Genomic DNA, 26550 nt, shown 5'->3' on the forward strand with positions numbered 1-26550 from the left:
GGGTGTCAGGTGCACGGGATGTTGCTGAGCCCCTCGCCGGCGTCGGTGAAGGTGTTGTCGCAGCGCACGACGTTGGACTCCTCCGGCCACGAGGCGATCGCGTGGCCGGGGCCGCGGACGTCTGCGTGGTTGCCGGTGAAGACGTTGTGGTCGCCCCAGCCGTCGAGGATCTGGTGGGTCTGGTAGCCGTCCTCGGTGGCCTGGGTGCCGGTGTTGTCCTTGATCAGGTAGTTGTTGCCCTTGACGTCGATCCACGAGTCGGCCCCGGTCAGGCCGGAGCCGTCGAAGGTGTTGTTCGAGACCACCCCGCCGGTGGTGCCCTCCTTGAGGTCGACGGCCTCGGAGGTGGTCTCGGAGATCGTGTTGCCATCCACGACGTTGCGGTCGCTGCGATCGGCCTGGCAGTCGGTGTAGGTGCACCAGTTGCTCACCGCCGAGCCGATGTAGACGCCCTCGCCGTACTTGTCGTTGCGCAGCCCCGTGTCGCTGATGGTGTTGTCGAGCACCACGTTGTCGGTGCTGTGCGACCTCAGGTGGACGGCCTCGTCGCCGGTCCCGGTGACGGTGAGGCCCTGGATCACCGACCCGACCGTGCCGTCGGCCATCACACCCTTCTGCCCGCCCGAGACGGTGAAGCCGACCAGCCTCCAGTGGGTCGCGCCGTCGAGGTGGAGGGTGTAGCCGCCCTCCACGTCGCCACCGTCGAGCACCGCGCCCTGCGAGCCGCAGAGCCAGATCGGGTCGTCCTCGGTGCCTGAGGCGGTGGTGACGAACTCCCCGGCGTAGGTCCCGTCCTCCAGCGCGATGCTGTCGCCGGGCTCCGCCTCGTCCAGCGCCGCGGCGAGCGCGTCGGCCGAGTCCACGGTCGTCGTCGGTCCCGGACAGGTCACCCGGGTGGTGTCGGGCAACGGGCCGGTCCCGGCCGGCGGCGCGCCGGGAAGCACCGGCGCCTCCGAGGGCTCGGTGTCGTCCTCGCCCTCGCCCTCGTCGTCGTCTCCCTCGTCTCCCTCGTCGTCCTCGTCCGACGGCTCCACCGCGGCGGGGGTCCCGGTCTCGTCGTCGCTGGGCCCGTCGGTGGCGACCGGACCGAGCGTCGGTGCCGCCGGCACGGTCACGGTCGGGACCTCCGCCGGTCCGGCCTCGGGCCCGGCCTCGTCATCCGGCCACACCAGCGCGACCAGGACCGTGAGCAGCACGCCGAGCAGCGCGCCGCCGGCCACGTCGGCGGCGCGTCCGGGCCACCAGGGCACGCTCATCGGCCGGCCCTCTCGGGGATCCGGTCGGCCCGCACCACCGCCGAGGGGTCGTAGAGCGGTCGCTTGTCGTCGTAGGGGTGCCGCTTCTCGCGTCGCGCCCGGGCTCCCCGCAGCGCGGTGAAGAGGAGCAGCGCCCCCAGCACCAGCCACATCAGGGTCAGCGGCTGGAGGTAGCGCTTGAGGGTCACCAGGAACGGCGTGGTGTCGCGCCAGCCGCTCGTGTCGTTGTCCCACCCGGCGCGGTCGAGCTCCTCGGCGCGGTTCGTCTCGATCGCGCTGGGCCCACGCCCGCTGAGCGTGTTGGCGTCCACCACGGTCCCGCCCGCCCAACCGACGACGCTGACCGCGTGGCTCGAGGCGCCGGTCATCGTGTTGTGGTCCACCTCCGCCTCGGAGTCACGCAGGTAGAGGCTCGTCTCGCCGCCGCTGACCAGGTTCCCGGAGACGACCCCGCCCCGGACCCCGTCGCGGACCGCGATCCCCTGGGTGTCGGAGGCCGCGACGGTGTTGCCGATCACCGACACCTCGCGTGCCGCGTCCCGCACCACGATGCCCACCCCGTTGCCGTGGACCTCGTTGGCCAGCACCCGCACCCTGGTGCCGCCGATCACCTCGACGCCGTACCGGCCGTTCCCGCTCGCCACGCTGTTGGAGATCGTGTTGTTGCCGTAGCTGCCGACGCTGGTGCCGGTCGCGCTCGGCCCTTCGGCGAGGGGGCGACCGGAGATGGTGACGCCGTTGTGGGCGTTCTCCTCGGCCCGGGCCTCGGAGACGACGATCCCGGTGGTGGCGCGGGCCAGCACCATCCCGTCCTGGCCGTTGCCGCTGGTCGAGGTGCCCTCCACGACGGCGTTCACGACGTAGCGGTGCAGCACCAGGCCGGAGACCAGGTTGTCGTCGAAGGTGCTGTCGCGGACGTCGAGCCCGTTGGCCCCCGAGACGAAGAGGCCGAACGCGCTGTGGGTCACCGACGTGCGGTTCAGGGCGGCCGAGACGAAGCTGTAGCGCGGGGCGTCCACGTCGACCACGGGGACGGGGAGGTCACCGGCCGGCAGCACCTCGCTGAGCGCGGAGTTCTTGTTCCCCTTCACCACGGGCGCGTTCCTCGGCACCTGGCCGACCTCGAGCGAGTCGGCCAGCCGGTCCAGCGACCCGCTGTTGGGCCGGTCGGTGCCGGTGAGCGAGAGCCCGCCGGTGCGACCGCTCCAGAAGCCGAGCGCCCGCAGCTGGGCGTCGGAGACCGAGACCTGTCCGCCGATCGAGCGGATGTAGGCGCGACCGTCGTCGGTCAGCGGGTCGGTCGTCTCCTCCTCGCGGTCGAAGCTGGTGACGATCGCGGGTGCCCCCTCGGTGCCGGCGATGTTGAGCCGGCCGCCGTCGTTGATGATCGAGACGAAGCCGTCGGCGTCGCTGGCCATCAGCAGCTTGAGCCCTCCGGGGTCCGCAAGGTTGAGGGTGGCGCCGGCCTCGACCACGATGTTCTCCGAGAGCAGGAAGGCGCCGTCCGGCCGGCGCACGAACGTCTGAGGGGCCAGCAGCAGCAGGTCCTCGGTCGTGTAGGGCTCGGTGCGCTCGGTGAGGACGAGGGTGTACGCCGAGCCGGTGGCCAACCGGTAAGGGCTCTTCATCGGCTGCTCGTTCCAGCTGGCCAGGACACCGACGGTGCGTACCTCCACCAGGCGTGCGTCCTCGGCGGCGACCAGTGCCGACTCCTTCTCCGGGTCGCCGGGGTAGGGGCGTCCCTCGGAGAGGGACGACTCCTCCTCGGCGTGAGCCGGTGCGCCCGCTCCCAGGCCGACCAGGATCACGGGGCCGGCCAGCGCCGCCACGACTGCCCGCGCGGCCCGTGCGGTGCCGTGGGAGAGAGGGCGGCTCATCGGACGTCCCCCGCGAGCTCGGTCCCTCGGGGGCGGCTCTGCACCGGGACCCGCGGCCCGAGCGGCGCGGGGCCGCGCCTCTCGTTCGCCGGCTCCGTCTCGGTGAGAGTCGCCGCGGTCTGGCCCTCGCCGCCGACGGAGTCGGCGGTGCGCGTCAGCCAGCCCTGCTTGTTCATCGTCAGGAACGCGTAGAGCTTGATCGGAAGGGCGACCAGGATCACGACCAGCGTCAGCAGTGGCAGCAGGAGGATCTCCTGGGGGTGGCGGCGCAGGTGCGAGAAGCCGCGGATGCCTCGGCCCACCAGGAGCCAGGTCGCCGCGAGCGCGGCGCTGGTGCCGGTCAGCTCGAGCCGGCTCAGGAACAGGTAGCCGAGGGTGATCCCCATCGTCACCGGGGTGAGCAGGATCTGCAGCACGGTGACCTTGGTGACGAACGGGACCTTCCACAACCATCCCTTGTACACGGCCGTGAGGTAGCAGCGATAGGAGTTGCGGCTCCAGCGGACCCGCTGCTTGACGAAGGCCCGGAAGGTGTCGGGGAACATGGACAGTGCCTTGGCCGAGGACTGGTGGACGGTCTTGTAGCCCGAGGAGAGCACCAGCCAGGTGAGCCGGCCGTCGTCGCCCGCGATGCACCGGCGGCCGAGGAAGTACTCGTTCTCCAGGTTCTCCAGGACCGGCAGGACGACGCTGCGCCGGTAGGCCGCCGTCCGGCCGGAGATGCAGGCGACCGCGCCGGCGGCACCCATCGCCGGGACGTAGTTGTAGTAGCGGAGGTTGACCATCCAGTCGGCGATCCGCCGCCAGACGCTGGTCCGTCGCTGGAAGACGTTCTGCTGCGTGCTCACCCCGCCCACCTCGGGGTCCTGGAACGGGCGCTGGACGTTCTCGAGGAGTCCGGGCTCCCACCGGGTGTCGGAGTCGGTGAGCAGCAGCAGCTCGGAGGTCGCCATCCGGATGCCGACCCCCAGGGCCGAGCGCTTGCCGGCGTGCTTGAAGAGGACGGGACGGATGACCGGGTCCTCGAGGCGTCGCAGCCGCGCGTAGGCCTCGGTGTCGGCGACGTCGAGGACGATGATGATCTCGGTCGGGTCCTGGGAGCGCCAGTTGGCGACGCACTGCATCAGGATGTCCGGGTCCTCGTGGTAGGAGGGGACGACGACCGAGGTGGTGGTCGAGAAGTCGTTGACCACGGGCTCGGCACGGGCCGACAGGATGCAGCGGTACAGCCACAGGGCCCAGACGATGACGCCCGCGACGGCGAGCGGGAACGCCGCCCGCAGGGTCGAGACGTCGAGGCCGTGGAGGTCGAGCCGGCTGAGTAGGTCGTTCATGTCTGCCCCCGGGTATGCCTGGAGGGCGCACCCTGCGGCGCGATCCCCCGATGACTTCATGTGGTTACGCGGCCCGAGCGCGTCCTTCCATGGTGTGGCCGGGCGGTCGTGGCGGGGTGTCGCTGGGAAGAACCTCCGGTTAAGTCCGTGTCACCGCCAAGACGGTCCCGATCGCCGGGGCTTTCGGGCGGGTGTGACAAGACCTGACGTCCGCTATGCCCAGTCCTGGGGGTCGACTTACCCAACTCCGGTGCGGATCGCCGGCCACCGGAGCCCCCCGGGTGCAGGCCGGCCGACTCCGGTGTCCCGGCGCCCGCCCGTGCCCTGTTACCTGCCCGACACATGGCCGCACGGGCCGAGGCCCCACGACCTCCGGCGTCCCGGAGTCAGCGAACCGTGGTGCTGGCGTACTCGAAACCGGGCGCCACCTCGACGACCAGGTCGTCGCGGTCGGTCACCCAGTAGCCCACGGCGAAGCGGACCGTCTTCCCGGGAGGCAGGCGGCGCTCCGGTCGGGCGATGACGCCCTGCTCGTAGTCGAAGATCTGCCCGGCCTCGGCGAACGTCGAGCGCAGCCGCACGTGGAGCTGACTGGGGTTGAACTCCTCGTCGCTCCCGTTGTGGAGCAGCACGGGGAAGCGCATCGGGTCGCCCCGGCGAGGCTCCACCCATGCCGACGGGTTGAAAGGCCGAGGGCGACCGATCCGGACGGTGAGACCGTCGGGGTAGCTGAAGCGCTTCCCGAAGGCGGGCGCCGCGACCGCGTCGCCGGACGCGGACGGCGCGGGGGTGCTCGGCGTACCGGCGTCGGGAGGCCTCGGGGACCGTGACGCCGTGGCCGGCCCCGGAGAGGCGTCGGCTGCGCCGGTCGCCGGCTGGGGGCTGGAGGCCGCGCGCGGCTCCTCCTCGGAACCCCCCGTGGCGCATCCCGCGAGAGCGAGGCAGAGCCCCGCCGTGACCGCCCCCACCCCCGTGCGTCGCATGGCGAGACGATAGGGGCACCGACGGCCCGCTGTCGTGCGGACGTGAGCGGGGTCATGCTCGCGCGCCAGGAACAAAGACGGGGCGGGAGGACGTTCTCGTCCCGGCCACACCCGCCGGGTGGCCGACGCCTTCACGGAAGAGCCCCTCTTGACTTCGACCACCCCGCCCGTGACCACCGCACCGACGGAGTCCCCACGTGTCGGCCGCCTCATCGCCCTGCTCGTGGCGGCCGCCTTCGTGGTGATCCTCAACGAGACCATCATGAGCGTCGCGCTGCCCAAGCTGATGGTGGAGTTCGAGGTGGGCGCCGCGACGGCGCAGTGGCTGACCACCGCGTTCATGCTCACGATGGCCGTGGTGATCCCGGTGACCGGCTACCTGATGACCCGTCTCTCCCTGCGCACCGTCTTCTTGATGGCGATGTGCAGCTTCCTGCTCGGCACCCTGGTGGCCGCCAGCGCCCCGGTCTTCCCGGTCCTGGTGGCCGGGCGCGTCGTGCAGGCCGTCGGCACCGCCCTGATGATGCCGCTGCTCTTCACCACCGTCCTCAACGTCGTCCCGGTCGCGCGCCGGGGCCGGACGATGGGCCTGATCTCGATCGTCATCGCCGTCGCCCCGGCCGTCGGCCCCACCATCGGCGGCGTGGTGCTCGACCAGCTGAGCTGGCGCTGGATGTTCTGGCTGGTGCTGCCGATCGCCCTGGCCGCCACCGTCTTCGGCGGCCTGTGGATCCGCAACGTCACCGAGCCGCAGCGGGTGCCCCTCGACGTCCCCTCCGTGGTGCTGTCGGCGTTGGGCTTCAGCGGGCTGGTCTTCGGGCTCAGCAGCATCGGCGAGGCAGCCGAGGGAGACCCGCTGATGCCGATCTGGATCCCGCTCACCGTGGGTGTCCTGGCCCTGGTCGCCTTCGGGGTCCGCCAGGTCAGGCTCGGCGACGCCGCCCTGCTCGACCTGCGCGTGTTCCTCACCCCGGCGTTCGCCCTCGCCAGCGCGCTGGTGGCGGTGAGCATGATGGCGCTCTTCGGGACGCTGATCCTGCTGCCGATCTACCTGCAGAGCGTGCAGGGGCTCTCGCCGCTCGACACCGGCCTGATGCTCCTCCCGGGTGGTCTCACGCTGGGCGCGCTCGGCCTGGTCGTGGGGGGACTCTTCGACCGCTACGGCGCCCGTCCGCTGGTGCCGCCGGGTGCCGCGGTCGCCAGCGCCGCGCTGTGGGGCATGACCACCCTCGACGCCGACACCTCGGTGGCGGCGGTCATCGGGTGGCACGTGCTCCTCAACATCGGGCTCGCCTTCATGTTCTCCCCGCTGCTCACCGCTGCGCTCGGCTCCCTGCCGCGGGCGCTCTACTCGCACGGCAGCGCCATCGTCAGCACGCTGCAGCAGGTCGCGGGTGCTGCCGGGACCGCGCTCTTCATCACGGTGATGACGCGCACCACCGCCGAGCGGGTGGACGGGGGTGCCGCCGAGGTCTCCGCGCTGGCCGACGGCATCCACTCCGCCCTGCTGTGGGGTGCCGCCATCTCGCTGCTCGCGGTGGCCGGTGCGTTCTTCGTGCGACGACCCGACCCGGTGGTCGAGACCGGTCCCCACCAGCCTGCGGACGCCGAGCTGGCGGACTCCTCCGTCTGACCCGCTCCTCGCCGCGGCGGGGGGAGGTCAGCGGGTGAGAGCGGTGGTGCTCTCGTGCGGGTCGGCACCGGCCTGGACCCTGCCGTCCGGCAGGCGCCGCACGATGCCGACCCCGCCCATCACGTGGTCCCAGCGCGCCACCTCGCGGACGGTGTAGCCGCGGGCCTCGAGCCCTGCGTGGAGCTCGTCGTAGAGCTCGCCCTCCAGCTCGATGGTCGCGGGCTCGGTGACGTGGGGGACGAACGAGCTGGGGAAGTTGAGCGACCGGAAGCGGGGTGCCTGGACCGCCTCCTGGAGGTCCATCCCGAAGACCAGGACGTTGAGCAGCACCTGCACGTTGGTCTGGGCCTGGACGTCGCCGCCCGGCGTGCCCAGTGAGATCCGGCCGCCGTCGGCCTCGTCGACCATCACCGCGTGCGGGGTGATCCGGGGCCGCTTGCCCGGCTCGAGCCGGTTGACGTCGGCCGGGTCCAGGCTGAACTGGGTCATCCGGTTGCCGAGGGTGAGTCCGGTGCCGGGCACCATCGGGGTCAGCGGGAAGTCGCTGGGGGTCAAGGTGACCGAGCCGCCCTCGGCGTCGACGACGGCCAGGTGCGAGGTGTCCTTGCCCAGCAGGGGGGCGGGGGTGTGCGGCCGCGTCGCGGTGGCGGCCCGGCCCGGGGCCGGGGTGCCGTCGTAGGCGGTCTCACCGATCTCGGCGCGGCGCCGGGCGGCGTGCTCGGCGGAGACCAGCTCCGCGACCGGCACGTCGGCGAACGACTCGTCGGCCACGAGCTCCTCCCGGTCGGCCATGGCGAGGTCGATCGCCTGGAGCACGGTGTGGACGTACTCCTCCGAGCCCCAGCCCATCGCCTCGAGGTCGACCTCCTCGAGGATCTTGAGCACCATCGGGACGACGATGCCCTGGCTCCAGGTGCGGTTGGTGCTGATCCGGTGCCCGCGGAACTCGGCCTGCACCGGCTCCTCCCACCCGCCGCGGTAGCCCGCCAGGTCCTCGGCGGTGAAGAGACCCTCCTCGTCCTCGTGCAGCTCGAGGATCGCCTCGGCCAGCGGGCCCTCGTAGAAGTGGTCGCGGACGGCCTGCAACCCGTCGCGGCGGTCGCCTCCGGCGGCCAGGGCGCGCTGCTCGGCGGCGGCCAGCGCCTCGAGGCTGTCCGCCAGGTCGGGCCTGGTGAACCTGTCCCCGACATGGATCGGCCGCCACCACTCCCGGCGGGTGTAGACCTCCGCGTTGTACGGCAGCAGGAACTGGAACCCGATCCGCTCCACCAACGAGAAGTCGAGGTTGGCGGCCATCACCTCGTGGACCGGGAACCCGGCCCGGGCCAGGTCGACGGCGGGCGCCGCCAGCTCCCCGAAGCTCATGGTGCCGTGCTCGGCGAGCAGCGCCACCAGCACGTCGGGGGAGGCGGGCAGGAGCTGGGCCCACACGTCCATCTCGGGCACCTCCTCCCAGCCCCGGGCGCGGAACCGCTCCAGGGTCGCGGCGGCGGGGGCGGTGCCGGCCCCGACATAGCTGGAGACCCGGCCGGTCCCGGCCTCGCGGTGCAGCAGCGGTGCCACCCCGGGGAAGGCGGCGGCCTCCCCGAAGGTGACGTTGAGCGCCAGCAGCCCCGCGACCGCGGCGTCGGCGGCGTTGCCGCCGCCCTCGAGCACGTCGCGCATCACCTGCGCGGCCCACGGGGTGCCCGCCACCACGGCGTACTCCGAGCCCGTGGCCAGCGGGCGGGTCACCCCGACGGGACTCTCGAACTCCATCGGGTCACGCGGCCCCTTGGGCAGCGTCGCGTAGAAGCAGCCCAGCGCCACCGTCAGGGCGAGCAGTCCGATGCCCGCCCGCGTGGACCACCGTCGTAGCCGGCCGAACCGGCGTCCCCGGCGCTCGGACGCTCGACGCACGCCAAACCCTCCCCGCTCGTGGGCCGGCGAGGCCCCTGTGGCGGCCGGCCGCGCCCACTGTGTCACCTCCCGCCCGGAGCCGGGCCGGTTTGGGCCGGAGGCGCGACGGGCACTCGCGGGTCATGACCGCAGACCGCCGGGCCGCGACCGACCAGGACCTCGCAGGGCTTCTCCGTGCCGAGCGGGAGAGGCTGCTCAGCGACACCTCCGGCGAGGTGGGCGACCCAAGCGTCGGCGAGGAGGCCGCCCGGAGCCTCGGCCTGGCGGTGCGGACGGTCGAGGGCGAGCTCGCGGTCACCGAGCAGGCCGACGTCGGCTTCCCCATCCAGTCGGTGGTCAAGCCCTTCCTCTATGCCGTGGCCCTGGCCGACCACGGGGAGCGGGTGCACGACTCGATCGGGGTGGAGCCCACCGGCGAGCCCTTCGACGCCCTGGTGCTGGAGCAGGAGACCGGCCGCCCGCCCAACCCGATGGTCAACGCGGGGGCCCTGATGGCCGCCTCCCTGGTCGCGGGGGACGGGGTGGGGGAGCGGGTCGCGCGGGTCCTGGACGTCTGCTCGCGGGCGGCGGGCCGGCCCCTCGAGGTCGACGAGGAGGTGGTGCGCACCGAGCTGGACCATGCCGACCGGAACCGGGCGCTGGGCTACCTGATGCGCTCCGGCGGGACGCTGGAGTGCCCGGTCGAGGACGCGGTGGAGGCGTTGGCGCGGCTCTGCGCGATCACGGTCACCGTCGCCGACCTCGCCACCATGGGTGCCACCCTGGCCGGGTGGGGCCTGGTGCCGGGCGGCCCGGAGCGGGTGCTGCCGGAGTCGGTGGCGACCGAGGTGCTCAGCGTGATGTCCACCTGCGGGATGTACGACGGGAGCGGCCGGTGGATCCACCAGGCGGGGATGCCGGCCAAGTCGGGGGTCTCCGGGGGGCTGCTGGCCGTGGCCCCCGGGCGTCTGGGGTTCGCCGCGTGGAGCCCGCGGCTCGACGAGCGAGGCAACAGCGTGCGTGGGCTGGAGGCCGGGGTTGCCGTCTCCAAGGCGCTCGGGCTCCACGACTTCGCCCCGCGTCGGAGTGCCGGGGACTAGCCGGTGCCCGGGTCGGCGGGGGTGGTGGCCTCCGGCGTCGGGGCGGGCGTCGGCGCGTTCCCCAGGGGCTCCGAGGGCGACTGGGCCGGGGTGGTGGCCGGTGCCTCGGGCGAGGTGGGCGTCTCGGTGGGGGACGCAGTGGGCTCGGGGGTCCCGCTCGGGGAGCTCTCCTCGGTGGGCGAGGGCGAGCGCGAGGGCGAGGATGAGGGTGAGGGGGAGCCTGTGGGCTCGTCGTCCCGGCTGTCGCGCCCATCACGGTCGGAGTCGTCGGAGTCCTGGGAGCCGCCCTCGGTGATGTTGCCGATCGTGGTGCCGCGGTCGTCCCCACCGCCACCGGTGCGGGAGCCGACGCTGCGGCCGGTGGCCAGCTCGAAGGCGGTGATGGCGACCAGGGCCAGCGCGAAGACTGCGGCGGCCGTCACCAGGATCCTCTTCCAGGGCAGGGCCGAGAGCCGTTCTCCCAGCGTCGGCCGCGGGTCGTCCTCGAGCTCGGTCCGGGCCTCGGAGAGCCGTTCCTGGGCGGAGCTCAGGTGGTCGCGCACGGCGTCCGGGTCGGACTGCTTCCCCTTCGCCCGGCGCACCTCCTCCTGGGCCGCGCCCACCTTGAGCGCGCCGACCCGCTGGACCGTCTCCCGGCTCTTGGCCAGTCCCTGGGTGTAGAGGGCGGTGCCGACGGTGGCCGCCACGCTGCCCAGCGCGGCCCCGATGATCGTGCCGGCCGCACCCAGGGTGGAGAGCAGCACGGCGCTGGTCACGGCCGCCAGGGCGGCACCGACGGTACGGAGCCAGTCGATGTCCAGCCCGCTGGTCTTCTTCTCGTCTTCCTCAGCCATCACCGTCCACCATGCCAGCACGGGGGTGAGTGGGCCACGGCCGCGCGTGATCGTCACGGCGGGGGCGGCGAGACCAGTCAGGTGCCGTAGACCGCGACCTCGGTGGCCTTCACCACGAAGACCACCCGCGCGCCGGGGACGAGGCCGAGCTCCGCGACGGCGCGCACGGTCACGTCGGCCGCCAGCCGGCCGCCCCGCACCCGGATCTGACCGCCGCGTGGCTCGAGCTCCTCGATCGTCACCTCGAACACGTTGCGCGGGCTGCCTCCCGGCGCCCGGGGGAAGACCGAGACGGCGCTCGGTGGGAACACGGCGACCACCGGGTCGCCCTCGGCCGGGGGTGGCGCGGTGGTCTCACCCTCGACCCGGAGCCCGTCGGGGGAGTGGGCGGCCCCGCGGCGCCAGGTGCCGCGGACCATGTTGAGCCCGGCCACGCTCGCGGCGAAGGTGCTGCGCGGGCGGGACAGCACCTCGGTGCTCGTGCCTTCCTCGACCAGGGCGCCCTCGTCGAGGACCAGCACCCGGTCGGCCAGCAGCAGGGTGTCGAGGAGGTCGTGGGTGACCAGCACGACCGTGCGGTCGGCCAGCACCCGGCGCAGCGTCTGGCGCAGGGCCGCGGCCACCTCCACGTCGAGCGCCGACAGCGGCTCGTCGAGCAGCAGCAGGCGGGGGTCGGCCGCGAGCGCGCGGGCCAGGGCGACCCGCTGCGCCTGACCTCCCGAGAGCTGGGACGGCCGACGGGGGGCCAGGTCCTCCAGCCCGACCTCGCGCAGCCAGCGCCGTGCCAGGGCCCGGGCCGGACGGCGGCCGAGACCGGCGGCGCGGGGGCCGAACGCGACGTTGTCCAGGGCGGTGAGGAAGGGGAACAGCAGCGGCTCCTGAGCCATCAGGGCGACGCGGCGCTGGTGCGGCGCCACCTGCGCCGGGTGGGGGAGTCCGCAGCGGGTGAGCACCCGCTCGTCCAGGACCACCTGGCCCCGGTCGGGCCGCAGCAGGCCGGCCGTCACCTCCAGGACGGTCGACTTGCCCGCCCCGTTGGGCCCCATCAGGGCCACGGTCTCGCCCTCGGCGACCTCGAAGGCGACCTCCACCCCGCGGCCGGCCACCCGGGCCGAGTAGACCAGGCTCACAGGTTGCCCCGCCCCGGCCGGGCCAGGCCGATCACCAGCACCGCCACCACCACCAGCACCAGGGCGAGCGCCACCGCGCCCTCGGCGTCGGTCTCGCGCCGCAGGTAGATCTCCAGGGGCAGGGTCCGGGTGACCCCCTGCAGGCTCCCGGCGAAGGTGATCGTCGCGCCGAACTCACCCAGGGAACGGGCGAAGGCGAGCACGGCGCCGGAGAGGAGACCGGGCAGCACCAGCGGCAGGGTGACCCGGCGCAGGACCGTGGTCGGACCCGCACCCAGGGAGGCGGCCACGACCTCGTAGCGCTCGCCGGCCGTGCGCAGGGCGCCCTCGAGGCTGACGACCAGGAAGGGGAGGGCGACGAAGGTCTGGGCGATCACCACCGCCGTGGTGGAGAAGGCGATCTGGAGGCCGAGCACCTCGAAGGTCTCGCCCAGCAGCCCGCGGCGGCCGAAGGTGTAGAGGAGGGCGATGCCGCCGACCACCGGAGGCAGGACGAGCGGGAGCAGCACCAGCGAGCGGAGCACGCCCTGCCCGCGGAACCGGGTCCGGGCCAGCACCATGGCCATCGGGGCGCCCAGCAGCACGCACAGCAGGGTGCTGGCCGCGGAGGTGCGCAGGCTCAGCCAGAGCGCCTCGCGGGAGGCCGTGGAGGTGATCAGGCCGGCGAAGTCCGACCACGGGGTCCGCAGCACCACCGCGACCAGGGGCAGGAGCACGAAGCAGGCACCCACCGCAGCGGGGAGGTAGATCCACCGGGGCAGCCCGGCCCGTTCCCGCTCACCCATCGCCGGGCGCCCGGGCGAAGCCCGCCGCGGCGAGGATGTTCCGGCCGGCCGGCCCGGTGACCAGGTCGAGGAACTCCTCGGCCAGCGCCCGCCGGGGGCTGTCGGCCACCACGGCGATCGGGTAGACCGTGCGGGACGCGACCGACTCGGCGAACCGCACCGTCTCGACCTCGTCGCCGGCCCGGAGCGCGTCGGTGAGGTAGACCAGCCCGGCGTCCGCCTCGCCCGAGGCGACCTTGGCCAGCACGTCGGTCACCGACTGCTCCTCGCTGACCGGGGCGAGCCTCACCCCGGCTGCCGCCGCGGCGCGCCCGGCGGCGCCGCCGCACGGCACCTGCGGGGCGCAGACCACCAGGTCGAGCCCGGGGGCGGCGAGGTCGGGGAACGAGGTGACCCCCGCCGGGTTGCCGGCGGGGACCACGATGCGCAGGGAGTTGGCGGCGAACAGGCGGGGGGAGCCCTCCAGGAGCCCCTCGGTGGCCAGCGTCGCCATGGTGGCCTCGTCGGCGGTGGCCACCACGTCGGCGGGGGCACCCTGGAGGACCTGGGAGACCAGGTCGGAGGAGCCGGCCAGGTTGAGCCGGACCTCGAGGTCGTCGTGCTCCGCCTCGAGGGACCGGGCGAGCTCCTCGAAGGGGCCGGCCAGCGAGGCGGCCGCGTGGACGACGAGGGTGGGTCCCGCGTCGGGGCCGGGGGAGCAGCCGTGGCCGGCCGCCGCCACCGGGCCGAGGAGCAGCAGGACGGCCAGCCGGGCGGGCAGGCGGCGGGGCGTCGCCGGCCTCACGACCCCGAGGCCGTCGTCTCGACGATCACGGTGGTGGACTTGATCACGGCCACGGCGGCGGAGCCGAGCTCGAGGCCCAGCTCGCGCACCGACTCGCTGCTCATCAAGGAGACCACCCGGAAGGGCCCGCACTGGAGCTCCACCTGGGCCATCACCTCGTCGACCAGGATGTCGGTGACCAGCCCGACGAACCGGTTGCGCGCCGAGCTGATCGTCTGGCCGGGCGCCCCGGGGGGTCTCGCCTGCTGGCGCGCCACCTGCGCCACCTCGTAGCCGTCGACCACCTTGCGCCCGGCCTGGTCGACGGACTCGCCGAGCAGGCCGCGATCGACCCAGCGACGCACCGTGTCGTCGCTGACCCCGAGGTAGGAGGCGGCCTCGCGGATCCTCATCTGCGGCATGAAGCCGAGCATAGATCCGCAGGTGCGGTGCGGGATACCCCGCAAGCCCGGTCCGTGGCCGGTCGGTGGGATGCTGTCTCGCCGCACCTGTCGTGATGGGCGACGGACCGCGTGCCGACACGACCGCACCGACGAGCAGAGCAGGAGCCCGATGAGCGAGGTGGCCAGCGAGCTGGCTCGCGTCCGGGGTGCCTTCAGGCAGCCCACGCTGACCCTGCTGCACCAGCGCCAGGCGCCGGTGGTGATCGCGGTCTTCAGGTCGGCCTTCGGCCGCGACAACCGCCCCGTCCCCACGGCCCGCCTCCACGCGCAGGTCGAGGACCACCTCAGCCAGCTCCGGTCGGCCGGCGAGCCCGACGTGCCGGCGGGCAGCGGGCGCGAGGTCTGCCTGCGGTGGATGCGCGGGCAGTGGCTGGTGCGCACCCTGGACGACGGGGGGCGGGAGGTCTACGTCCTCACCTCGCACGCCCAGCAGGCCCTGGAGCTGGTCAAGGCGCTGTCCCGGGACCGGGCCACGCTGAGCGAGCACCGGATCGCGACGCTGATCAGCACCGTGCGCCGGTTCAACAGCGAGGCCAACCCCGACCGGACGGCGCGGGTGACCATCCTCAACGCCGAGATCGCCCGGCTCAGCGCCGAGCGGGACCGGCTGGTCGACGGCGCCGAGATGGAGCCTCCGACGCCCGACTACATGCTGGAGGGGTTCACCGAGCTGCAGTCGCTGATCTCGGCGCTGCCCAGCGACTTCGCCCGGGTCGAGGAGCGCTTCGCCCAGATCCGGGCGGAGATCCTCGCCTCCTTCCGCTCCGAGGCGCGGCCCGCGGGCGAGGTGATCGACGACTACCTGGCCCGCGCGGACGCCCTGATGACCGCCACGCCGGAGGGGCGCGCCTTCGAGGGCGCCTTCGCGCTGCTGCGTGACGACACGATGGTCGAGCAGCTCCGCGCCGACCTCGGCGCGCTGCTGGAGCACCCGCTCTCGGACCGGCTGCTCGCCGACGGCGAGCGGGCCGAGCTGCGGGGCACCGTGCGGCTGATCCGGGAGGGACTGGACCGCGTGCTCTCCCAGCGCTCGCGGGTGACCTCCACGCTCAAGGAGTACATCGTCTCCCACGACGCCACCCGGGACCGTGAGCTGGAGCAGACGCTGCGCCAGATCGAGTCCGAGCTGATGACCTGGATGGCCACCACCGGACCGCGCGCCCAGGTCACCACCGACCTGCTCCCCGGCCGGGTCGAGGTGGAGCACCTGCGCGAGCGCTTCCACGACCCCGCCGACGACGTCGTCCCGGCCCGCCTGGCCGACCTCGCCCCGGCGGCCTCGCAAGGACCTTCCTACCCGGAACTGATGGCGCTGGGCGGTCCCTCGCTGGCCGCGTTGCGCGACCGGCTCGACCAGGCGCTGACCGACCTGGATCCGGCGGCCTCGCTGGGTGCCCTCTTCGACTCCCTGGAGCCCTCGCTGCGCCGGCCGGTGGAGATCCTCGGCCTGCTCCACCTGGCGACCGACCGGGGCCTGGGTGCCGGCGCCGGCACCGAGACCTACCGCGCCGTGCGTCCCGACGGCTCCCAACGGACCTTCCGGGTGCCCCGGGTCCCCCTGCCTGACCCCGACCTGCCCCAGGAGGACGCACGATGACGACACCCGAGCTGCCCACCGAGCCGTCCGAGGACCTGCTGCACGACACCGCCTCCGTCTCGCTCTTCGAGGGCGACGAGGGCGAGCTGGAGCTCGCCGAGCGCCGGGCCCTGGTGGCGCTGCTCAAGCAGCGCTTCATCAGCGCCCGCACCCACCCCCAGGCCTGGCAGGCTCTGACCCGCCGGGAGCGGGTCATCCGCTCCCGGCTCAACGACCTCTTCCTGGAGCTCCAGGTCGACCCGGTGCGCGAGGTGGCCTGGAAGCGGCAGGCGGTCCCCGAGACGGGCCACCGCTTCCCGACGCTCCTGCACGACGTGGCCTGGTCCCGTGAGGAGACCGTCGTGCTGGTCCACCTGCGCGACCGCTACCGGGTCGCCACCGCCGCCGGCGAGGACCGCGTCTTCGTGGACCGCGACGACGTCGTCGACTACGTCGCCGGCTTCCGCCCGCCCCACGCCACCGACGTCTCGGGCGACGACAAGCGGGCCCGCAACGCGGTGAGCAGCATCAACAAGGCGGGGCTGCTGATCGGGGCCCCGACCGACCACCGCTTCGAGATCAGCGAGGCCATCGAGTCGCTGCTGCCCCTGGAGCGGCTCCAGGAGCTGCTGGTCAGCCTCCAGCAGACCAACGACCCGGCCGCTCCGGGTGATGACCCGCTCTTCTCCGAGCAGGTCGCGGGCGCCACCCCGGACGGCGACGACGAGGAGCTTCGCGCATGACCCACGACACCGACCTCGACCAGCTCGACGGAGAGCTCGAGGAGCTGGTCCGGGAGGCGAGCCCGGACGACGACCTGGACGAGGAAGGCGCGGTCAGCGACGGGCTCTTCGACCGCGAGACCGTGGCCACGCCGTCCGACGACACCGAGCAGTGGCGCGCCGAGACGCTCCAGCTGGTCAACTGGGGCGGCTTCTCCGGCCGGGTCGAGGTCGACCTGCGGGGCGACACCACGATGATCTCCGGTGCCTCCGGGGTCGGGAAGAGCACCGTCCTGGACGCCTACACGGCGTTGATGATGCCCTCGGACACGAAGTTCAACGGGGCCTCCAACGACGCCACGGCGGGCCGGGCGCGAAGCCTGGGCCAGCGCAACCTGCTCTCCTACCTGCGCGGCGCCGTCGACATCGTCGACGACCCCCGCACCGGCCGCCCCACCGAGCGGCTCCTGCGTGGGCGCGGCAGCGACACCTGGGGCGCGGTCTCGGCGACCTTCGTCAACGACGAGCAGCGTCGGTTCACGGTGCTGCGCACCTACTACGTGCCCCGGCGGGCCACCCGGTCGAGCGAGGTCTCGATGCAGCTGGTCACCCTCGACTCGGCGCTCGACCTGGCCACCCTGGAGGCCGCGGTCCCGGACCGCTTCCACGCCAACACGATCAAGAAGCTGCACCCGGGGGCCCGGGTGCACCGCACCTACGCCGAGTTCGCGGCGACCCTGCACGCCCGCCTCGGCATCGGCGCCAACGGGGACGGCGCCAAGGCGCTGCGGCTGCTGGCCCGCATCCAGGCCGGCAACCAGGTGCGCAGCGTCGACGAGCTCTACAAGGAGATGGTGCTGGAGCGGCCCGCGACCTTCGCGGCGGCCGACCGCGCCGTCGAGCACTTCGACGACCTCGAGTCGGCCTACCTCGCCATGCAGACCGAGGAGCGCAAGCAGCAGCTGCTCGCGCCCATCGTGGAGCTCTCCGCCCGGCGCAGTGCCGCGGTGGCGCGGGCCCGGGAGCTGGACGCGTTCGGCGTCACCGCCCAGGGCGACACCCCCGTGCGGCTCTGGATGCTCCGGACCCACGCCCGGCTGCTCGAGGCGGCCGTGCAGGAGAACCGGCGCGAGCGTGCCCGGGTCGCCGACGAGCTCAAGACCAGCGGCCGTGCGGTCGCCTCGCTGGCCGCCGACCTGGACGCGGCCAGGGAGGAGCACCGGGAGGCCGGCGGGTCGACCCTGGAGCGCCTGGCCGCCGACATCGAGCGGGAGGTGGCGCTGCGGGCGGAGCGCTCCGCCCGTCGCGAGGCCCTGCTCCAGCGGACGCGGGCGCTGCTGGAGCTGGACGCCGACGACGACCAGGCGGGCCCGCTGGGCTCCCGGGAGGGCTACCACGCGCTCGTCGACCGGGCCGAGCGCTGGCTGGCCGAGCACCCCGCCGAGCTCGCCGCACTCGTCGCCGAGCGCGACCAGGTGATGGCGGCCCGCTACCCGCTGCTGGCCCGGCGCAAGACGCTGGGGGAGGAGCGCGCCTCGCTGGAGGGCCGGGCGGGCCGGGTCCCCGCCCACCTGCACGCGATCCGGCACGAGGTGGCGCGGGCGAGCGGCCTGCGCCCCGACGAGCTCCCCTTCGTGGCCGAGCTCATCGACGTGGCGCCGGAGGAGGCACGGTGGCGCACGGCGATCGAGACGGTGCTGGGCAGCTCCGCGCGGATGATGCTGGTCCCGCTGGAGCGCCTCGACGACTTCTCCGCCGCGATCGACTCGCTGTCGCTGCGGGGCCGGCTGACCTTCGAGGGCGCCGAGCTCGACCTCGAGGAGACCGGCGTCCCGGACGCCGACCGGGTGGCGGGCAAGCTCCTCCTCCAGGACTCGCCCTTCCGGGGCTGGGTCGCCCGGCACGTCGCGCATCCCTCGCGCAACGCGCTGTGCGTCGAGGACGCCCGGGACCTGTCCGGCGACGGCTTGCGGGTCACCCTGGCCGGGCAGACGCGCTCGGGTCGTCGGGGCTCGCACGGCCGCGGCGACCAGCGCAGCATCATCGGCTTCAGCAACGGCGACTCCCTGGCCGAGATCGACCAGGAGCTGGCCTCCCTCGAGGTCTCGCTGGACGAGTTCGACGCCCGGCTCGCGGGTGTGGAGCAGGAGACCCGGCTGCTCGACCTGCGCCGCGCCGCGCACGAGGCGATCCGCAGCCACGGCTTCGACGACCTCGACGTGCCCTCGTGCGACCGGCGGATCGAGGAGCTCGGACAGCGCCGCGCCGCCATCCTGGGCACCGACGACCGGCTCACCGTGCTGGAAGGGCAGATCGAGCAGCTGGAGACGGCGCTGGAGGAGGCCCGCCGGCACCGCTACCAGCTGGAGGAGCGCCGCAGCGGGTTGGACGCCGCCCACGCGGAGATGGTCGAGGCGGAGGACCAGGTCAACGACGAGCTGGAGCGGATGGGGCGCGGCGGCCGGGTCGTGCTGGACGCGGAGCAGGCGAGCCGGCTCGACGAGGAGTTCGCCGCCGCCTGTGCGCCGGAGGACGCCGGCGACCTCGCGCGCTTCCACGACAACACCGGCCGGCTCCAGGCCCGGCTGCACGCCGCGGTCACCAGTGCCCAGGTGGAGGTCGAGCACACCGACCGCGAGCTGACGGCGATCTTCCGGGCCTACCAGCTGCAGTGGGAGGACCCCAACCTGGGCGTCGGCCCCGACTCCTGCGCCGACTACACCCGGATCCTCGCCGAGATCGAGGCCACCGGCCTGGCGAAGCGGCGGGCCGAGTGGCGCCGCCGCCTCACCGAGTGGAGCGGCCAGGACCTGGTCCCGCTGGCCGGCGCGATGTCCTCCTCGGTGGAGGAGATCGAGGACCGGCTGGAGCCGATCAACGCGATCCTGCGGCGGCTGGAGTTCGGCGCCGAGAAGGACCGGCTCCGGATCCGGCTCCGCCGACTGACGCCGGCCCACGTGCAGGGGTTCCTGCGCGACCTTCGCCACCTGTCCCGGGGCTCGGCCAAGGACCTCGACGAGGAGGCGATGGAGGCGCGCTTCGCCGAGCTGAGCCGCTTCATGGCCCAGCTGCGGCCCACCGAGTCCGGCCCGGACGGGGCGGACCGCGACAGGCTGCTCGACGTACGCCGGCACGTGGAGATCAGCGCCGAGCGCTACGACCGGCTGACCGGCGAGCTCAAGTCGACCTACCGGACGCTGGGGGAGAAGAGCGGGGGCGAGAGCCAGGAGCTGGTCGCCTTCATCGTCGGCTCCGCCCTCCGCTTCCGGCTCGGCGACGAGCTCAGGTCCCGTCCCCGGTTCGCCCCGGTGCTGCTGGACGAGGGCTTCGTCAAGGCCGACTCGGAGTTCGCCGGCCGGGCGGTGCAGGCGTGGAAGGGACTCGGCTTCCAGCTGGTCATCGGGGTGCCGCTGGACAAGGTCACCGGCCTGGAGCCGCACATGGAGACGCTGCTGCTGGTCACCAAGGACACCGAGACCCAGCTCTCCTCGATCCACACGATCACCGACGGCGAGCCGCTCGCCGGGCGGTGAGCCGGCGGCGCCGCCGCCCACGGCCGTGGTCTGGACCGACGGCCGGCACTTCGGGGCTTTCCCGGCGGGGCGGGGGTCCCGAGACCTACCGTCGTCCGCGTGACCATCGAGCTGACCGCCACCCCGAGCCGGACCCGGGCCGCCGGCCCGCGCCGGCGCGAGCGGCACGAGCTGCCGGTACGGGCGGTCCTCAAGGCCTGGGACGCCATCGCGGACCCCGGCCGCCGGGAGCTGCACCGGTCGGTGCCGGCCCCCCTGCTGGACGCCCTCCGTCGCCTGGTCGACCCGCTGGGCCTGCACGGTCACAGCGACGCCGTCCGGCTGGCCGACGAGTTCCGCCGGCTCGACGAGGACGAGGTCGAGCAGCTCAGCGCCGAGATGCCCTTCCCGCTCTTCTGGGCGGTCGCCCGCCTATCCCAGAACCTGCGCTGACCGACCCGGCGAGAGCGTTCGCCCGAGGCCGAGGCCGAGGCCGAGGCCGGGGTCAGTGGTCCGCCGGCCGGTCCAGCCCGGCGAGCGCCGCGGTGGTCACCTCGCGGCCGAGCTCGATCATCTCGCCGGCCCGGTGGAAGTCCAGGGTGCGGCAGGAGTTCCTCGGCACCGCGATCATCAGGTCCGGGGGGTGCCCCGCGATCTGGTAGCGCGTCACCACCTCCTGGAGCGCGCTGATCGAGAGCTCCATCACCCGCAGGACGCCCAGGTCGGGCGGCAGGTCGCCGTAGGGCGAGTCGGCCCCGGCGGTGTCGTCCCCGGGGTCCTCGCCCTCGGCGGGGTCGGAGGGCTCCTCGGACCTGCGGGAGGAGAACCAGCGGGCGACCCGTCGGCTCGCCTCGAGGTCCAGGACCTGGGCGGCGCTGCGGCGTACCCGCTCCTGCCACTCGCCGGCGGGCCGCGGCACCGCCGACTCCTGCACGGGCGCGTGCGAGTCCGCCCCCGCGAGGGTGACCGCGACCCGCAGGTCGGCCGGGATCCCGGCGAGGGGGGTGACCGGGACGGGGCTCATCATCCCGCCGTCCGCCAGCAGCCGCCCGTTGAGCATCACCGGGGTGATGAAGCTCGGCAGCGCGATCGAGGCCCGGATGGCCACCTCGACCAGGCCCTGCTGGAACCACACCTCGCGCTGGGCCAGCAGGTCGGTGGCGACCGCGGTGAACGGCACCGGCAGGTCCTCGATGCGGGCGCCGTCCAGGAGCTCCCCGACCCGCGACATGATGCGCTCGCCGCGGATCATCCCCGGGGCCCGCAGCGACGGGTCGAGCAGGCGGAGCACGTCGCGCTGGGTGAGGCCGCTGACCCAGTCGGTGTAGTCGTTCAGCCTTCCCGCGACGTGCAGCCCGCCCACCAGGGCGCCCATCGAGGTGCCGGCGACGCCGACCACCTCGTAGCCCTGCTCCTCGAGCACCTGGATGACCCCGATGTGGGCATATCCCCGCGCGCCCCCGCCGCCCAGCGACAGCACCACGCGTCCGCGTCCGCTCATCCCCCGAGACTAGTGCTGCAGAGCCGGGCGCCCCGCCGCCCGGAGCCCTGTGCCCCCGCGGACACCGGTGCGGGCGTAGTTTTGAGCCGAGCGCCGCGCCCGACGGCCGCAGAGAGGTCAGGTCGATGAGCACGCAACCGCGATGGGCGGAGGCCTACGGGCCGGGGGTGCCGCTGCACCTGGAGTACGGCGACACCACCGCGCTCGGCCTGCTCGAGGAGTCGGTGAAGCGGTTCGGCGACCGCGACGCCCTCGACTTCCTGGGGCGTGCCACCACCTACGCCCAGCTCGGCGACCAGGTCGAGCGGGTGGCCGAGGGGTTGCGCCGGCTCGGGGTGGGCGCGGGGGACTCCGTGGCCCTGGTGATGCCCAACTGCCCGCAGAACGTGGTCACGTTCTTCGCCGTGCTGCGGGTGGGGGCGACGGTGGTGGAGCACAACCCGCTCTACACCGCCGCCGAGCTGCGCCCGGCCTTCGTCGACCACGGCGCCAAGGTCGCTGTGGTCTGGGACAAGGTGGCGCCGGTCGTCGCCGAGCTGCGGGGCGGCTGCGCCCTCGAGCAGGTCGTCGCGGTGGACCTCACCACCGAGCTGCCGGCACTGAAGCGGATCGCCCTGCGCCTGCCCGTCGCGAAGGCGCGCGCCTCGCGGGAGCAGCTGACCGGACCCGCCCCCGGCGCGCTGCCGTGGGCGACGCTGCGCGACTGCGACCCGATCGACCCGGCCCACCCGCGACCCGGGGTCGACGACGTGGCGCTGCTGCTCTACACCTCCGGGACCACCGGCGTGCCCAAGGGCGTGGAGCTGCGCCACCGCAACCTGGTCGCCAACGTCACCCAGGGCCGGGCCTGGGTGCCCGGGCTCGTGCCGGGGCAGGAGACGTTCCTGGTACCGCTGCCGCTCTTCCACGCCTACGGCGTCACCGTCAGCATGCTGCTCGGGATCAGCCTCGCGGCGCGGCTGGTGCTGCTGCCCAAGCCGGACAACGACCTGGTGATGGACGCGATCCGGCGCCGGGTGCCCGACTTCCTGCCGGCGGTCCCCCCGCTGTACGCGCGGATCCTCGCCGAGGCGCAGCGGCGGGGGATCTCGCTGCGCGGCATCCGCTACAGCCTCTCCGGCGCGATGCCGTTGACCGCCGACCTGATCGAGCGGTGGGAGGAGGCGACCGACGGCCTGCTGGTCGAGGGGTACGGCCTGACCGAGACCTCGCCGGTGATCGTGGGCAACCCGATGACGACGGCGCGACGTCCCGGGTCCATCGGCGTGCCCTTCCCCGACACCGAGGTGCGGATCGTGGACCGCGACGACCTCGACCGCGAGGTGCCGCTGGGGGAGAGCGGGGAGCTGCTGGTCCGGGGACCACAGGTCTTCTCCGGCTACCGGGGCCTGCCCGAGGAGACCGCGGAGGCGTTCCACGACGGGTGGTTCCGCACCGGCGACGTGGTGACCATGGATCCCGACGGCTTCCTGACGGTGGTCGACCGGGTCAAGGAGATCATCATCACCGGGGGCTTCAACGTCTACCCGTCCGAGGTGGAGGCGGTGATCCGCACCCACGGAGGGGTGGTCGACGCGGCGGTGGTGGGGATGGCCCAGCCCGACGGCGGCGAGGAGGTGGTCGCCGTGGTGGTCCAGGTCGAGGGGGTCTCGGTGCAGCCCGAGGCGGTGCGGGAGCACGCCCGGGCCGGCCTCACCGCCTACAAGGTGCCGCGTCGTGTCGTCTTCGTCGACGAGCTGCCGACCAACCCGATGGGCAAGGTGCTGCGTCGCGAGGTGGCGCGGGTGGTCTCGGAGGAGGACGCCGGCGACGCTCGTGCATGACTCCCCCCGAGTGGGTACGGGAGGTCGTCTGACCCACCTCGGAAGGAACCCTGCTCATGAGCAAGCACGACCCTGTCGTCCCCGGCGTCCCGGCCCCGGAGCCGCCCTCCTTGGGTGAGCCCACCACCCCCCGGGAGCCGTTGCCGCCCAAGCCGGACCAGCGCGATCCGCGGGTCGGCACGGCGACCGGCCGCGCGGTCGGCGAGAAGGGTGACCGTGCCCAGGCGGGTGCCTGGCTGACCACCTCGACCGGCACCCGGCTCCGCGACACCGACCACTCCCTGAAGGCCGGGGAGCGCGGCCCGACGCTGCTGCAGGACCACCACCTGCGGGAGAAGATCACCCACTTCGACCACGAGCGCATCCCCGAGCGGGTCGTCCACGCCCGCGGCGCCGCCGCGCACGGCGTCTTCGAGGGCTACGGCACCGCCGAGAGCATCTCGATGGCCGGTCTCTTCGCCAAGGGGCGCCGGACGCCGGTCTTCACCCGGTTCTCCACCGTCCTGGGCTCCAGGGGCTCCTCCGACACCGTCCGTGACACTCGGGGCTTCGCGACGAAGTTCTACACCGAGGAGGGTGTCTGGGACCTCGTGGCCAACAACATGCCGGTCTTCTTCATCCAGGACGGCATCAAGTTCCCCGACATCATCCACGCGGCCAAGCCGCACCCGGACCGCGAGATCCCCCAGGCCCAGAGCGCGCACGACACCTTCTGGGACTTCGTCTCGCTGCACACCGAGGCCCAGCACCACGCCATGTGGAACATGTCCGACCGGGGCATCCCGCGCTCCTACCGGATGATGGAGGGCTTCGGCGTCCACACCTTCCGCCTGGTCAACGCCGAGGGGGAGACCTCGCTGGTCAAGTTCCACTGGAAGCCCAAGCTCGGCGTGCACTCCCTGACCTGGGAGGAGGCGCAGATGATCAACGGGATCGACCCCGACTTCCACCGTCGCGACCTCTACGACGCGATCGAGGCCGGTGCCTTCCCGGAGTGGGAGCTGGGCGTGCAGGTCTTCCCGGACGAGCCGGACCAGATGTTCGGCGACATCGACCTGCTCGACCCGACCAAGATCGTGCCGGAGGAGCTGGCCCCGGTGCAGCCCATCGGCCGGCTCACCCTCAACGCGAACCCCACCAACTTCTTCGCCGAGGTCGAGCAGGTGGCCTACCACGTGGGCCACGTGGTGCCCGGCATCGACTTCACCGACGACCCGCTGCTCCAGACGCGGCTCTTCTCCTACATCGACACCCAGCTCTCGCGGCTCGGCGGGCCGAACTTCAACCAGATCCCCATCAACCGGACCCACGCCCCGGTCAACGACATGCTGCGCGACGGGTTCCACCAGCACGCCGTGCACGCCGGGGTGGCGCCGTACAAGCCCAACTCGCTCGACGGCGGCTGCCCGTTCCACGCGGGTGCCGACCTCAGCGAAGAGGACAAGCGCGCCTTCGTCGACGCCGCGGTGACCGTGGCGGCCTCGGTCAAGACCAGGGCCAACCCGGCGACGTTCGACGACCACTACAGCCAGGTGCGCCTCTTCTGGCAGTCGATGAGCCCGGTGGAGAAGGAGCACATCGTCCGGGCCTACGCCTTCGAGCTGGGCAAGTGCTACGAGCAGACGATCAAGGAGCGCCAGCTCCAGTGCCTGGCCAACATCGACCCGGTCCTGTGCCAGGAGGTCGCCACCGCCCTCGGCCTGCCCGCCCCCGACCCGACGGAGGAGCTCGCGCCAGCAGAGCCGAGCCCGGCGCTGTCCCAGGTCGGCGGGGAGTGGCCCCCGGACGGCCGGATCATCGGTGTCCTGATCGGGGACGAGGACGACCTCGACGACGTGGCGGCGGTGCGGACCGCCATCCACGAGGCCGGCATGGTGGCCTTCCTGATCGGCCCCCACGGGGGGATGATCGGCGGGCTGCCGATGCAGCGCTCCCTGGCGACCGGGCGCTCGGTCGAGCTCGACGCCCTCCTGGTGGCCAGCAAGCCGGCCCCGGCCCCGGACGCCATGGCGGTGCGCGACGAGAAGGCGGGCGCCCCCGCCCTCACCGCCGACCCGCGCGCGGTGATGATGGTCCAGGAGTGCTTCCGCCACTCCAAGGCGATCGGCGCCTGGGGACGCGGCGTGGAGCTGCTCGACGAGGCAGGCGTCTCCGGCGCCGCCGGCGTGGTCAGCGCCGGCAGCGGGCCGGAGGCCCTCACCGAGCTCAGCGCCCTGATGGCCAAGCACCGGGTCTGGCAGCGGTTCGGCACCCCGGTGGCCTGACGAGCACGCGGGCGGTCCCGGTCACTCGGCCAGGACCGCCCGCACCACGTCGGCCAGGTGCATGCCCAGCCCCTTCTCGACGTAGCGCGCGGCGCCGAGCTCGAGCGCGTCGGCGCCCAGCGCCTCCTCGGCGAAGGCGGAGACCATGACCACCCTGGTCCCTGGCGAGGCACGCAGGATCAGCGGGAGGGCCTGCAGCCCGTCCATCACGGGCATCGCGATGTCGAGCAGCACCACGTCGGGCGTCAGGGCCGCGGCCAGGCGCACCCCCTCCCGGCCGTCCCCGGCCTGGCCGACGACCTCCAGGTCGCCGCAGGCGGCGAGCTGGAGCGCCACCAGCTCGCGCAGGTCCCGGTCGTCGTCGACCACCAGCACCCGGGCCCGGACGGGAGCGGGGATCGGTGCCACGGAGGGGACCGGCTGCGGCACGGCGCCGGGGTGGGAGGGGGTCGAGCGCACCAGGCCGCCGGACGGGGGCGTGCCGTCCACCGTGGTCAGCCAGTCGTCGATCAGGTGGCGCGCCGAGGCCAGGGTGTGGTCGAGCAGGCGCAGGGCGCGGCCGGTGTCTCCCGACTCCAGGACCTGCCCGAGCACGGTGAGGGACTGCACCACAGTGTCGTTGAGCTCCAGCGCCTGCACCCGGCGCACCTCCGCGGCGCGCAGCTGCGCCGCGAGGAGCTCGCCGTCCAGACGCTCGCGGGCGTCGCGCAGGAAGACCGCGACCGGCGCCCGGGCCTGCGGTCCCAGCGTCGCGGTGGTGACGTCGAGGAGCAGCTCCCGGCCGTCCAGCCCGCGGGCCGCCGCGGCGGCGAGCCGCACGGGCGGACCGGCCGTGCCGGCCGCCGGCGCGTCGAGGACGCGGCTCAACGGGTGACCGACCGGGTCGGCCCCCAGCAGCTCCGCGGCCCGGGGGCTGGCTTGGAGGACCAGGCCGCTGACGACCACCAGGATGGCCTCGGGGCTGGCACCCACCAGACCGCAGAGAGTGCTGGCGAGCGGCTCGGGAGGGCCGTGGTGGGGGCCCTCGCCCGAGGACGCCTGGGACGTCACCGTCCGGTCCATCTCTCGACTGTAACCCCGCTCACACGGGACGAGAATCGCACCTTTGGGGGATGT

20 protein-coding genes are annotated in these 26550 nt (G+C 73.6%); 8 read left to right on the plus strand and 12 right to left on the minus strand.

The window, feature by feature from the left end; translation table 11 throughout:
* Window positions 1-5: 5 nt before the first annotated feature.
* The 4 genes from AC4BGE_RS10325 to AC4BGE_RS10340 all read right to left on the minus strand — a co-directional run bounded on the left by AC4BGE_RS10325 (window position 6) and on the right by AC4BGE_RS10340 (window position 5450).
* A complete protein-coding gene (locus tag AC4BGE_RS10325; protein ID WP_490575230.1) occupies window positions 6-1256 on the minus strand; it encodes a NosD domain-containing protein in 1251 nt (416 codons plus the stop codon).
* Entirely contained in the window at window positions 1253-3133 is a 1881-nt protein-coding gene (locus AC4BGE_RS10330) for a right-handed parallel beta-helix repeat-containing protein (RefSeq protein WP_490575231.1), read from the minus strand. The genes AC4BGE_RS10325 and AC4BGE_RS10330 overlap by 4 nt, the downstream gene beginning before the upstream one ends.
* Window positions 3130-4467: a glycosyltransferase gene (locus AC4BGE_RS10335; RefSeq protein ID WP_490575232.1), complete on the minus strand. Its 1338-nt coding sequence runs from the start codon at window positions 4465-4467 to the stop codon at window positions 3130-3132. The genes AC4BGE_RS10330 and AC4BGE_RS10335 overlap by 4 nt, the downstream gene beginning before the upstream one ends.
* 386 nt (window positions 4468-4853) lie before the next feature.
* Window positions 4854-5450, minus strand: a complete 597-nt coding sequence (locus tag AC4BGE_RS10340) for a hypothetical protein (RefSeq protein ID WP_490575233.1) — start codon at window positions 5448-5450, stop codon at window positions 4854-4856.
* 148 nt (window positions 5451-5598) lie between these two features.
* On the opposite strand from AC4BGE_RS10340, the gene AC4BGE_RS10345 reads away from it, so the two are divergent.
* Window positions 5599-7083 (plus strand): MDR family MFS transporter, encoded by a 1485-nt coding sequence (locus tag AC4BGE_RS10345; RefSeq protein ID WP_490569128.1) that lies wholly within the window; start codon window positions 5599-5601, stop codon window positions 7081-7083.
* Between the two features lie 27 nt (window positions 7084-7110).
* Here the strand turns inward: AC4BGE_RS10345 and AC4BGE_RS10350 are convergent, their stop codons facing one another.
* Window positions 7111-8982: a gamma-glutamyltransferase family protein gene (locus tag AC4BGE_RS10350; RefSeq protein WP_490569127.1), complete on the minus strand. Its 1872-nt coding sequence runs from the start codon at window positions 8980-8982 to the stop codon at window positions 7111-7113.
* A gap of 122 nt (window positions 8983-9104) precedes the next feature.
* Between AC4BGE_RS10350 and glsA the strand changes: the two genes are divergently transcribed.
* Window positions 9105-10061 (plus strand): glutaminase A, encoded by a 957-nt coding sequence (glsA, locus tag AC4BGE_RS10355; RefSeq protein ID WP_490575234.1) that lies wholly within the window; start codon window positions 9105-9107, stop codon window positions 10059-10061.
* Here glsA and AC4BGE_RS10360 read toward each other — a convergent pair.
* The 5 genes from AC4BGE_RS10360 to AC4BGE_RS10380 form a co-directional block, all read right to left on the minus strand.
* Entirely contained in the window at window positions 10058-10894 is an 837-nt protein-coding gene (locus tag AC4BGE_RS10360) for a hypothetical protein (protein WP_490575235.1), read from the minus strand. The two genes, glsA and AC4BGE_RS10360, sit on opposite strands and share 4 nt — an antisense overlap.
* A gap of 77 nt (window positions 10895-10971) precedes the next feature.
* On the minus strand, window positions 10972-12024 hold the full coding sequence (locus AC4BGE_RS10365; RefSeq protein WP_490569124.1) for a sulfate/molybdate ABC transporter ATP-binding protein: 1053 nt from the start codon (window positions 12022-12024) through the stop codon (window positions 10972-10974).
* Window positions 12021-12809, minus strand: a complete 789-nt coding sequence (locus AC4BGE_RS10370; RefSeq protein ID WP_490569123.1) for an ABC transporter permease — start codon at window positions 12807-12809, stop codon at window positions 12021-12023. The genes AC4BGE_RS10365 and AC4BGE_RS10370 overlap by 4 nt, the downstream gene beginning before the upstream one ends.
* The gene (modA, locus tag AC4BGE_RS10375) at window positions 12802-13593 is read right to left on the minus strand and encodes a molybdate ABC transporter substrate-binding protein (RefSeq protein ID WP_490575236.1); all 792 of its coding nucleotides are present in this window, start codon (window positions 13591-13593) and stop codon (window positions 12802-12804) included. The genes AC4BGE_RS10370 and modA overlap by 8 nt, the downstream gene beginning before the upstream one ends.
* A complete protein-coding gene (locus tag AC4BGE_RS10380; protein ID WP_490569121.1) occupies window positions 13590-13994 on the minus strand; it encodes a TOBE domain-containing protein in 405 nt (134 codons plus the stop codon). The genes modA and AC4BGE_RS10380 overlap by 4 nt, the downstream gene beginning before the upstream one ends.
* 151 nt (window positions 13995-14145) lie before the next feature.
* On the opposite strand from AC4BGE_RS10380, the gene AC4BGE_RS10385 reads away from it, so the two are divergent.
* From AC4BGE_RS10385 to AC4BGE_RS10400, 4 genes are all read left to right on the plus strand, one after another.
* Window positions 14146-15633, plus strand: coding sequence for a DUF3375 domain-containing protein (locus tag AC4BGE_RS10385; RefSeq protein ID WP_490569120.1), 1488 nt, complete (start codon window positions 14146-14148; stop codon window positions 15631-15633).
* Window positions 15630-16355: a DUF4194 domain-containing protein gene (locus AC4BGE_RS10390; protein WP_490575237.1), complete on the plus strand. Its 726-nt coding sequence runs from the start codon at window positions 15630-15632 to the stop codon at window positions 16353-16355. The genes AC4BGE_RS10385 and AC4BGE_RS10390 overlap by 4 nt, the downstream gene beginning before the upstream one ends.
* Window positions 16352-19867 carry an ATP-binding protein gene (locus AC4BGE_RS10395; protein WP_490575238.1) on the plus strand — a complete coding sequence of 1172 codons (3516 nt, stop codon included), beginning with the start codon at window positions 16352-16354 and terminating at the stop codon, window positions 19865-19867. The genes AC4BGE_RS10390 and AC4BGE_RS10395 overlap by 4 nt, the downstream gene beginning before the upstream one ends.
* Window positions 19868-19966: 99 nt before the next feature.
* Window positions 19967-20299 carry a hypothetical protein gene (locus tag AC4BGE_RS10400; RefSeq protein ID WP_490569117.1) on the plus strand — a complete coding sequence of 111 codons (333 nt, stop codon included), beginning with the start codon at window positions 19967-19969 and terminating at the stop codon, window positions 20297-20299.
* 52 nt (window positions 20300-20351) lie between these two features.
* Here the strand turns inward: AC4BGE_RS10400 and AC4BGE_RS10405 are convergent, their stop codons facing one another.
* Window positions 20352-21347, minus strand: coding sequence for a patatin-like phospholipase family protein (locus AC4BGE_RS10405; RefSeq protein WP_490575239.1), 996 nt, complete (start codon window positions 21345-21347; stop codon window positions 20352-20354).
* 125 nt (window positions 21348-21472) lie between these two features.
* On the opposite strand from AC4BGE_RS10405, the gene AC4BGE_RS10410 reads away from it, so the two are divergent.
* Both AC4BGE_RS10410 and AC4BGE_RS10415 read left to right on the plus strand, forming a co-directional pair.
* On the plus strand, window positions 21473-23170 hold the full coding sequence (locus AC4BGE_RS10410; protein ID WP_490575240.1) for a long-chain-fatty-acid--CoA ligase: 1698 nt from the start codon (window positions 21473-21475) through the stop codon (window positions 23168-23170).
* 56 nt (window positions 23171-23226) lie between these two features.
* The gene (locus AC4BGE_RS10415) at window positions 23227-25434 is read left to right on the plus strand and encodes a catalase (protein WP_490575241.1); all 2208 of its coding nucleotides are present in this window, start codon (window positions 23227-23229) and stop codon (window positions 25432-25434) included.
* A 21-nt stretch (window positions 25435-25455) separates the two neighbouring features.
* On the opposite strand, the gene AC4BGE_RS10420 is transcribed toward AC4BGE_RS10415, so the two are convergent.
* Window positions 25456-26496: a response regulator transcription factor gene (locus tag AC4BGE_RS10420; protein ID WP_490575242.1), complete on the minus strand. Its 1041-nt coding sequence runs from the start codon at window positions 26494-26496 to the stop codon at window positions 25456-25458.
* Window positions 26497-26550: the final 54 nt, after the last annotated feature.

The sequence above is a fragment of the Nocardioides sp. Z50_6 genome (genome assembly GCF_058215755.1).

Coding starts and splice junctions, on each gene's coding strand:
- AC4BGE_RS10330 (WP_490575231.1), bottom strand. CDS start 3,133: ATGAGCCGCCCTCTCTCCCACGGCACCGCACGGGCCGCGCGGGCAGTC.
- AC4BGE_RS10420 (WP_490575242.1), bottom strand. CDS start 26,496: ATGGACCGGACGGTGACGTCCCAGGCGTCCTCGGGCGAGGGCCCCCAC.
- AC4BGE_RS10360 (WP_490575235.1), bottom strand. CDS start 10,894: ATGGCTGAGGAAGACGAGAAGAAGACCAGCGGGCTGGACATCGACTGG.
- AC4BGE_RS10325 (WP_490575230.1), bottom strand. CDS start 1,256: ATGAGCGTGCCCTGGTGGCCCGGACGCGCCGCCGACGTGGCCGGCGGC.
- AC4BGE_RS10335 (WP_490575232.1), bottom strand. CDS start 4,467: ATGAACGACCTACTCAGCCGGCTCGACCTCCACGGCCTCGACGTCTCG.
- AC4BGE_RS10340 (WP_490575233.1), bottom strand. CDS start 5,450: ATGCGACGCACGGGGGTGGGGGCGGTCACGGCGGGGCTCTGCCTCGCT.
- AC4BGE_RS10395 (WP_490575238.1), top strand. CDS start 16,352: ATGACCCACGACACCGACCTCGACCAGCTCGACGGAGAGCTCGAGGAG.
- AC4BGE_RS10385 (WP_490569120.1), top strand. CDS start 14,146: ATGAGCGAGGTGGCCAGCGAGCTGGCTCGCGTCCGGGGTGCCTTCAGG.
- AC4BGE_RS10410 (WP_490575240.1), top strand. CDS start 21,473: ATGAGCACGCAACCGCGATGGGCGGAGGCCTACGGGCCGGGGGTGCCG.
- AC4BGE_RS10415 (WP_490575241.1), top strand. CDS start 23,227: ATGAGCAAGCACGACCCTGTCGTCCCCGGCGTCCCGGCCCCGGAGCCG.
- AC4BGE_RS10390 (WP_490575237.1), top strand. CDS start 15,630: ATGACGACACCCGAGCTGCCCACCGAGCCGTCCGAGGACCTGCTGCAC.
- AC4BGE_RS10405 (WP_490575239.1), bottom strand. CDS start 21,347: ATGAGCGGACGCGGACGCGTGGTGCTGTCGCTGGGCGGCGGGGGCGCG.
- AC4BGE_RS10370 (WP_490569123.1), bottom strand. CDS start 12,809: ATGGGTGAGCGGGAACGGGCCGGGCTGCCCCGGTGGATCTACCTCCCC.
- AC4BGE_RS10380 (WP_490569121.1), bottom strand. CDS start 13,994: ATGCCGCAGATGAGGATCCGCGAGGCCGCCTCCTACCTCGGGGTCAGC.
- glsA (WP_490575234.1), top strand. CDS start 9,105: ATGACCGCAGACCGCCGGGCCGCGACCGACCAGGACCTCGCAGGGCTT.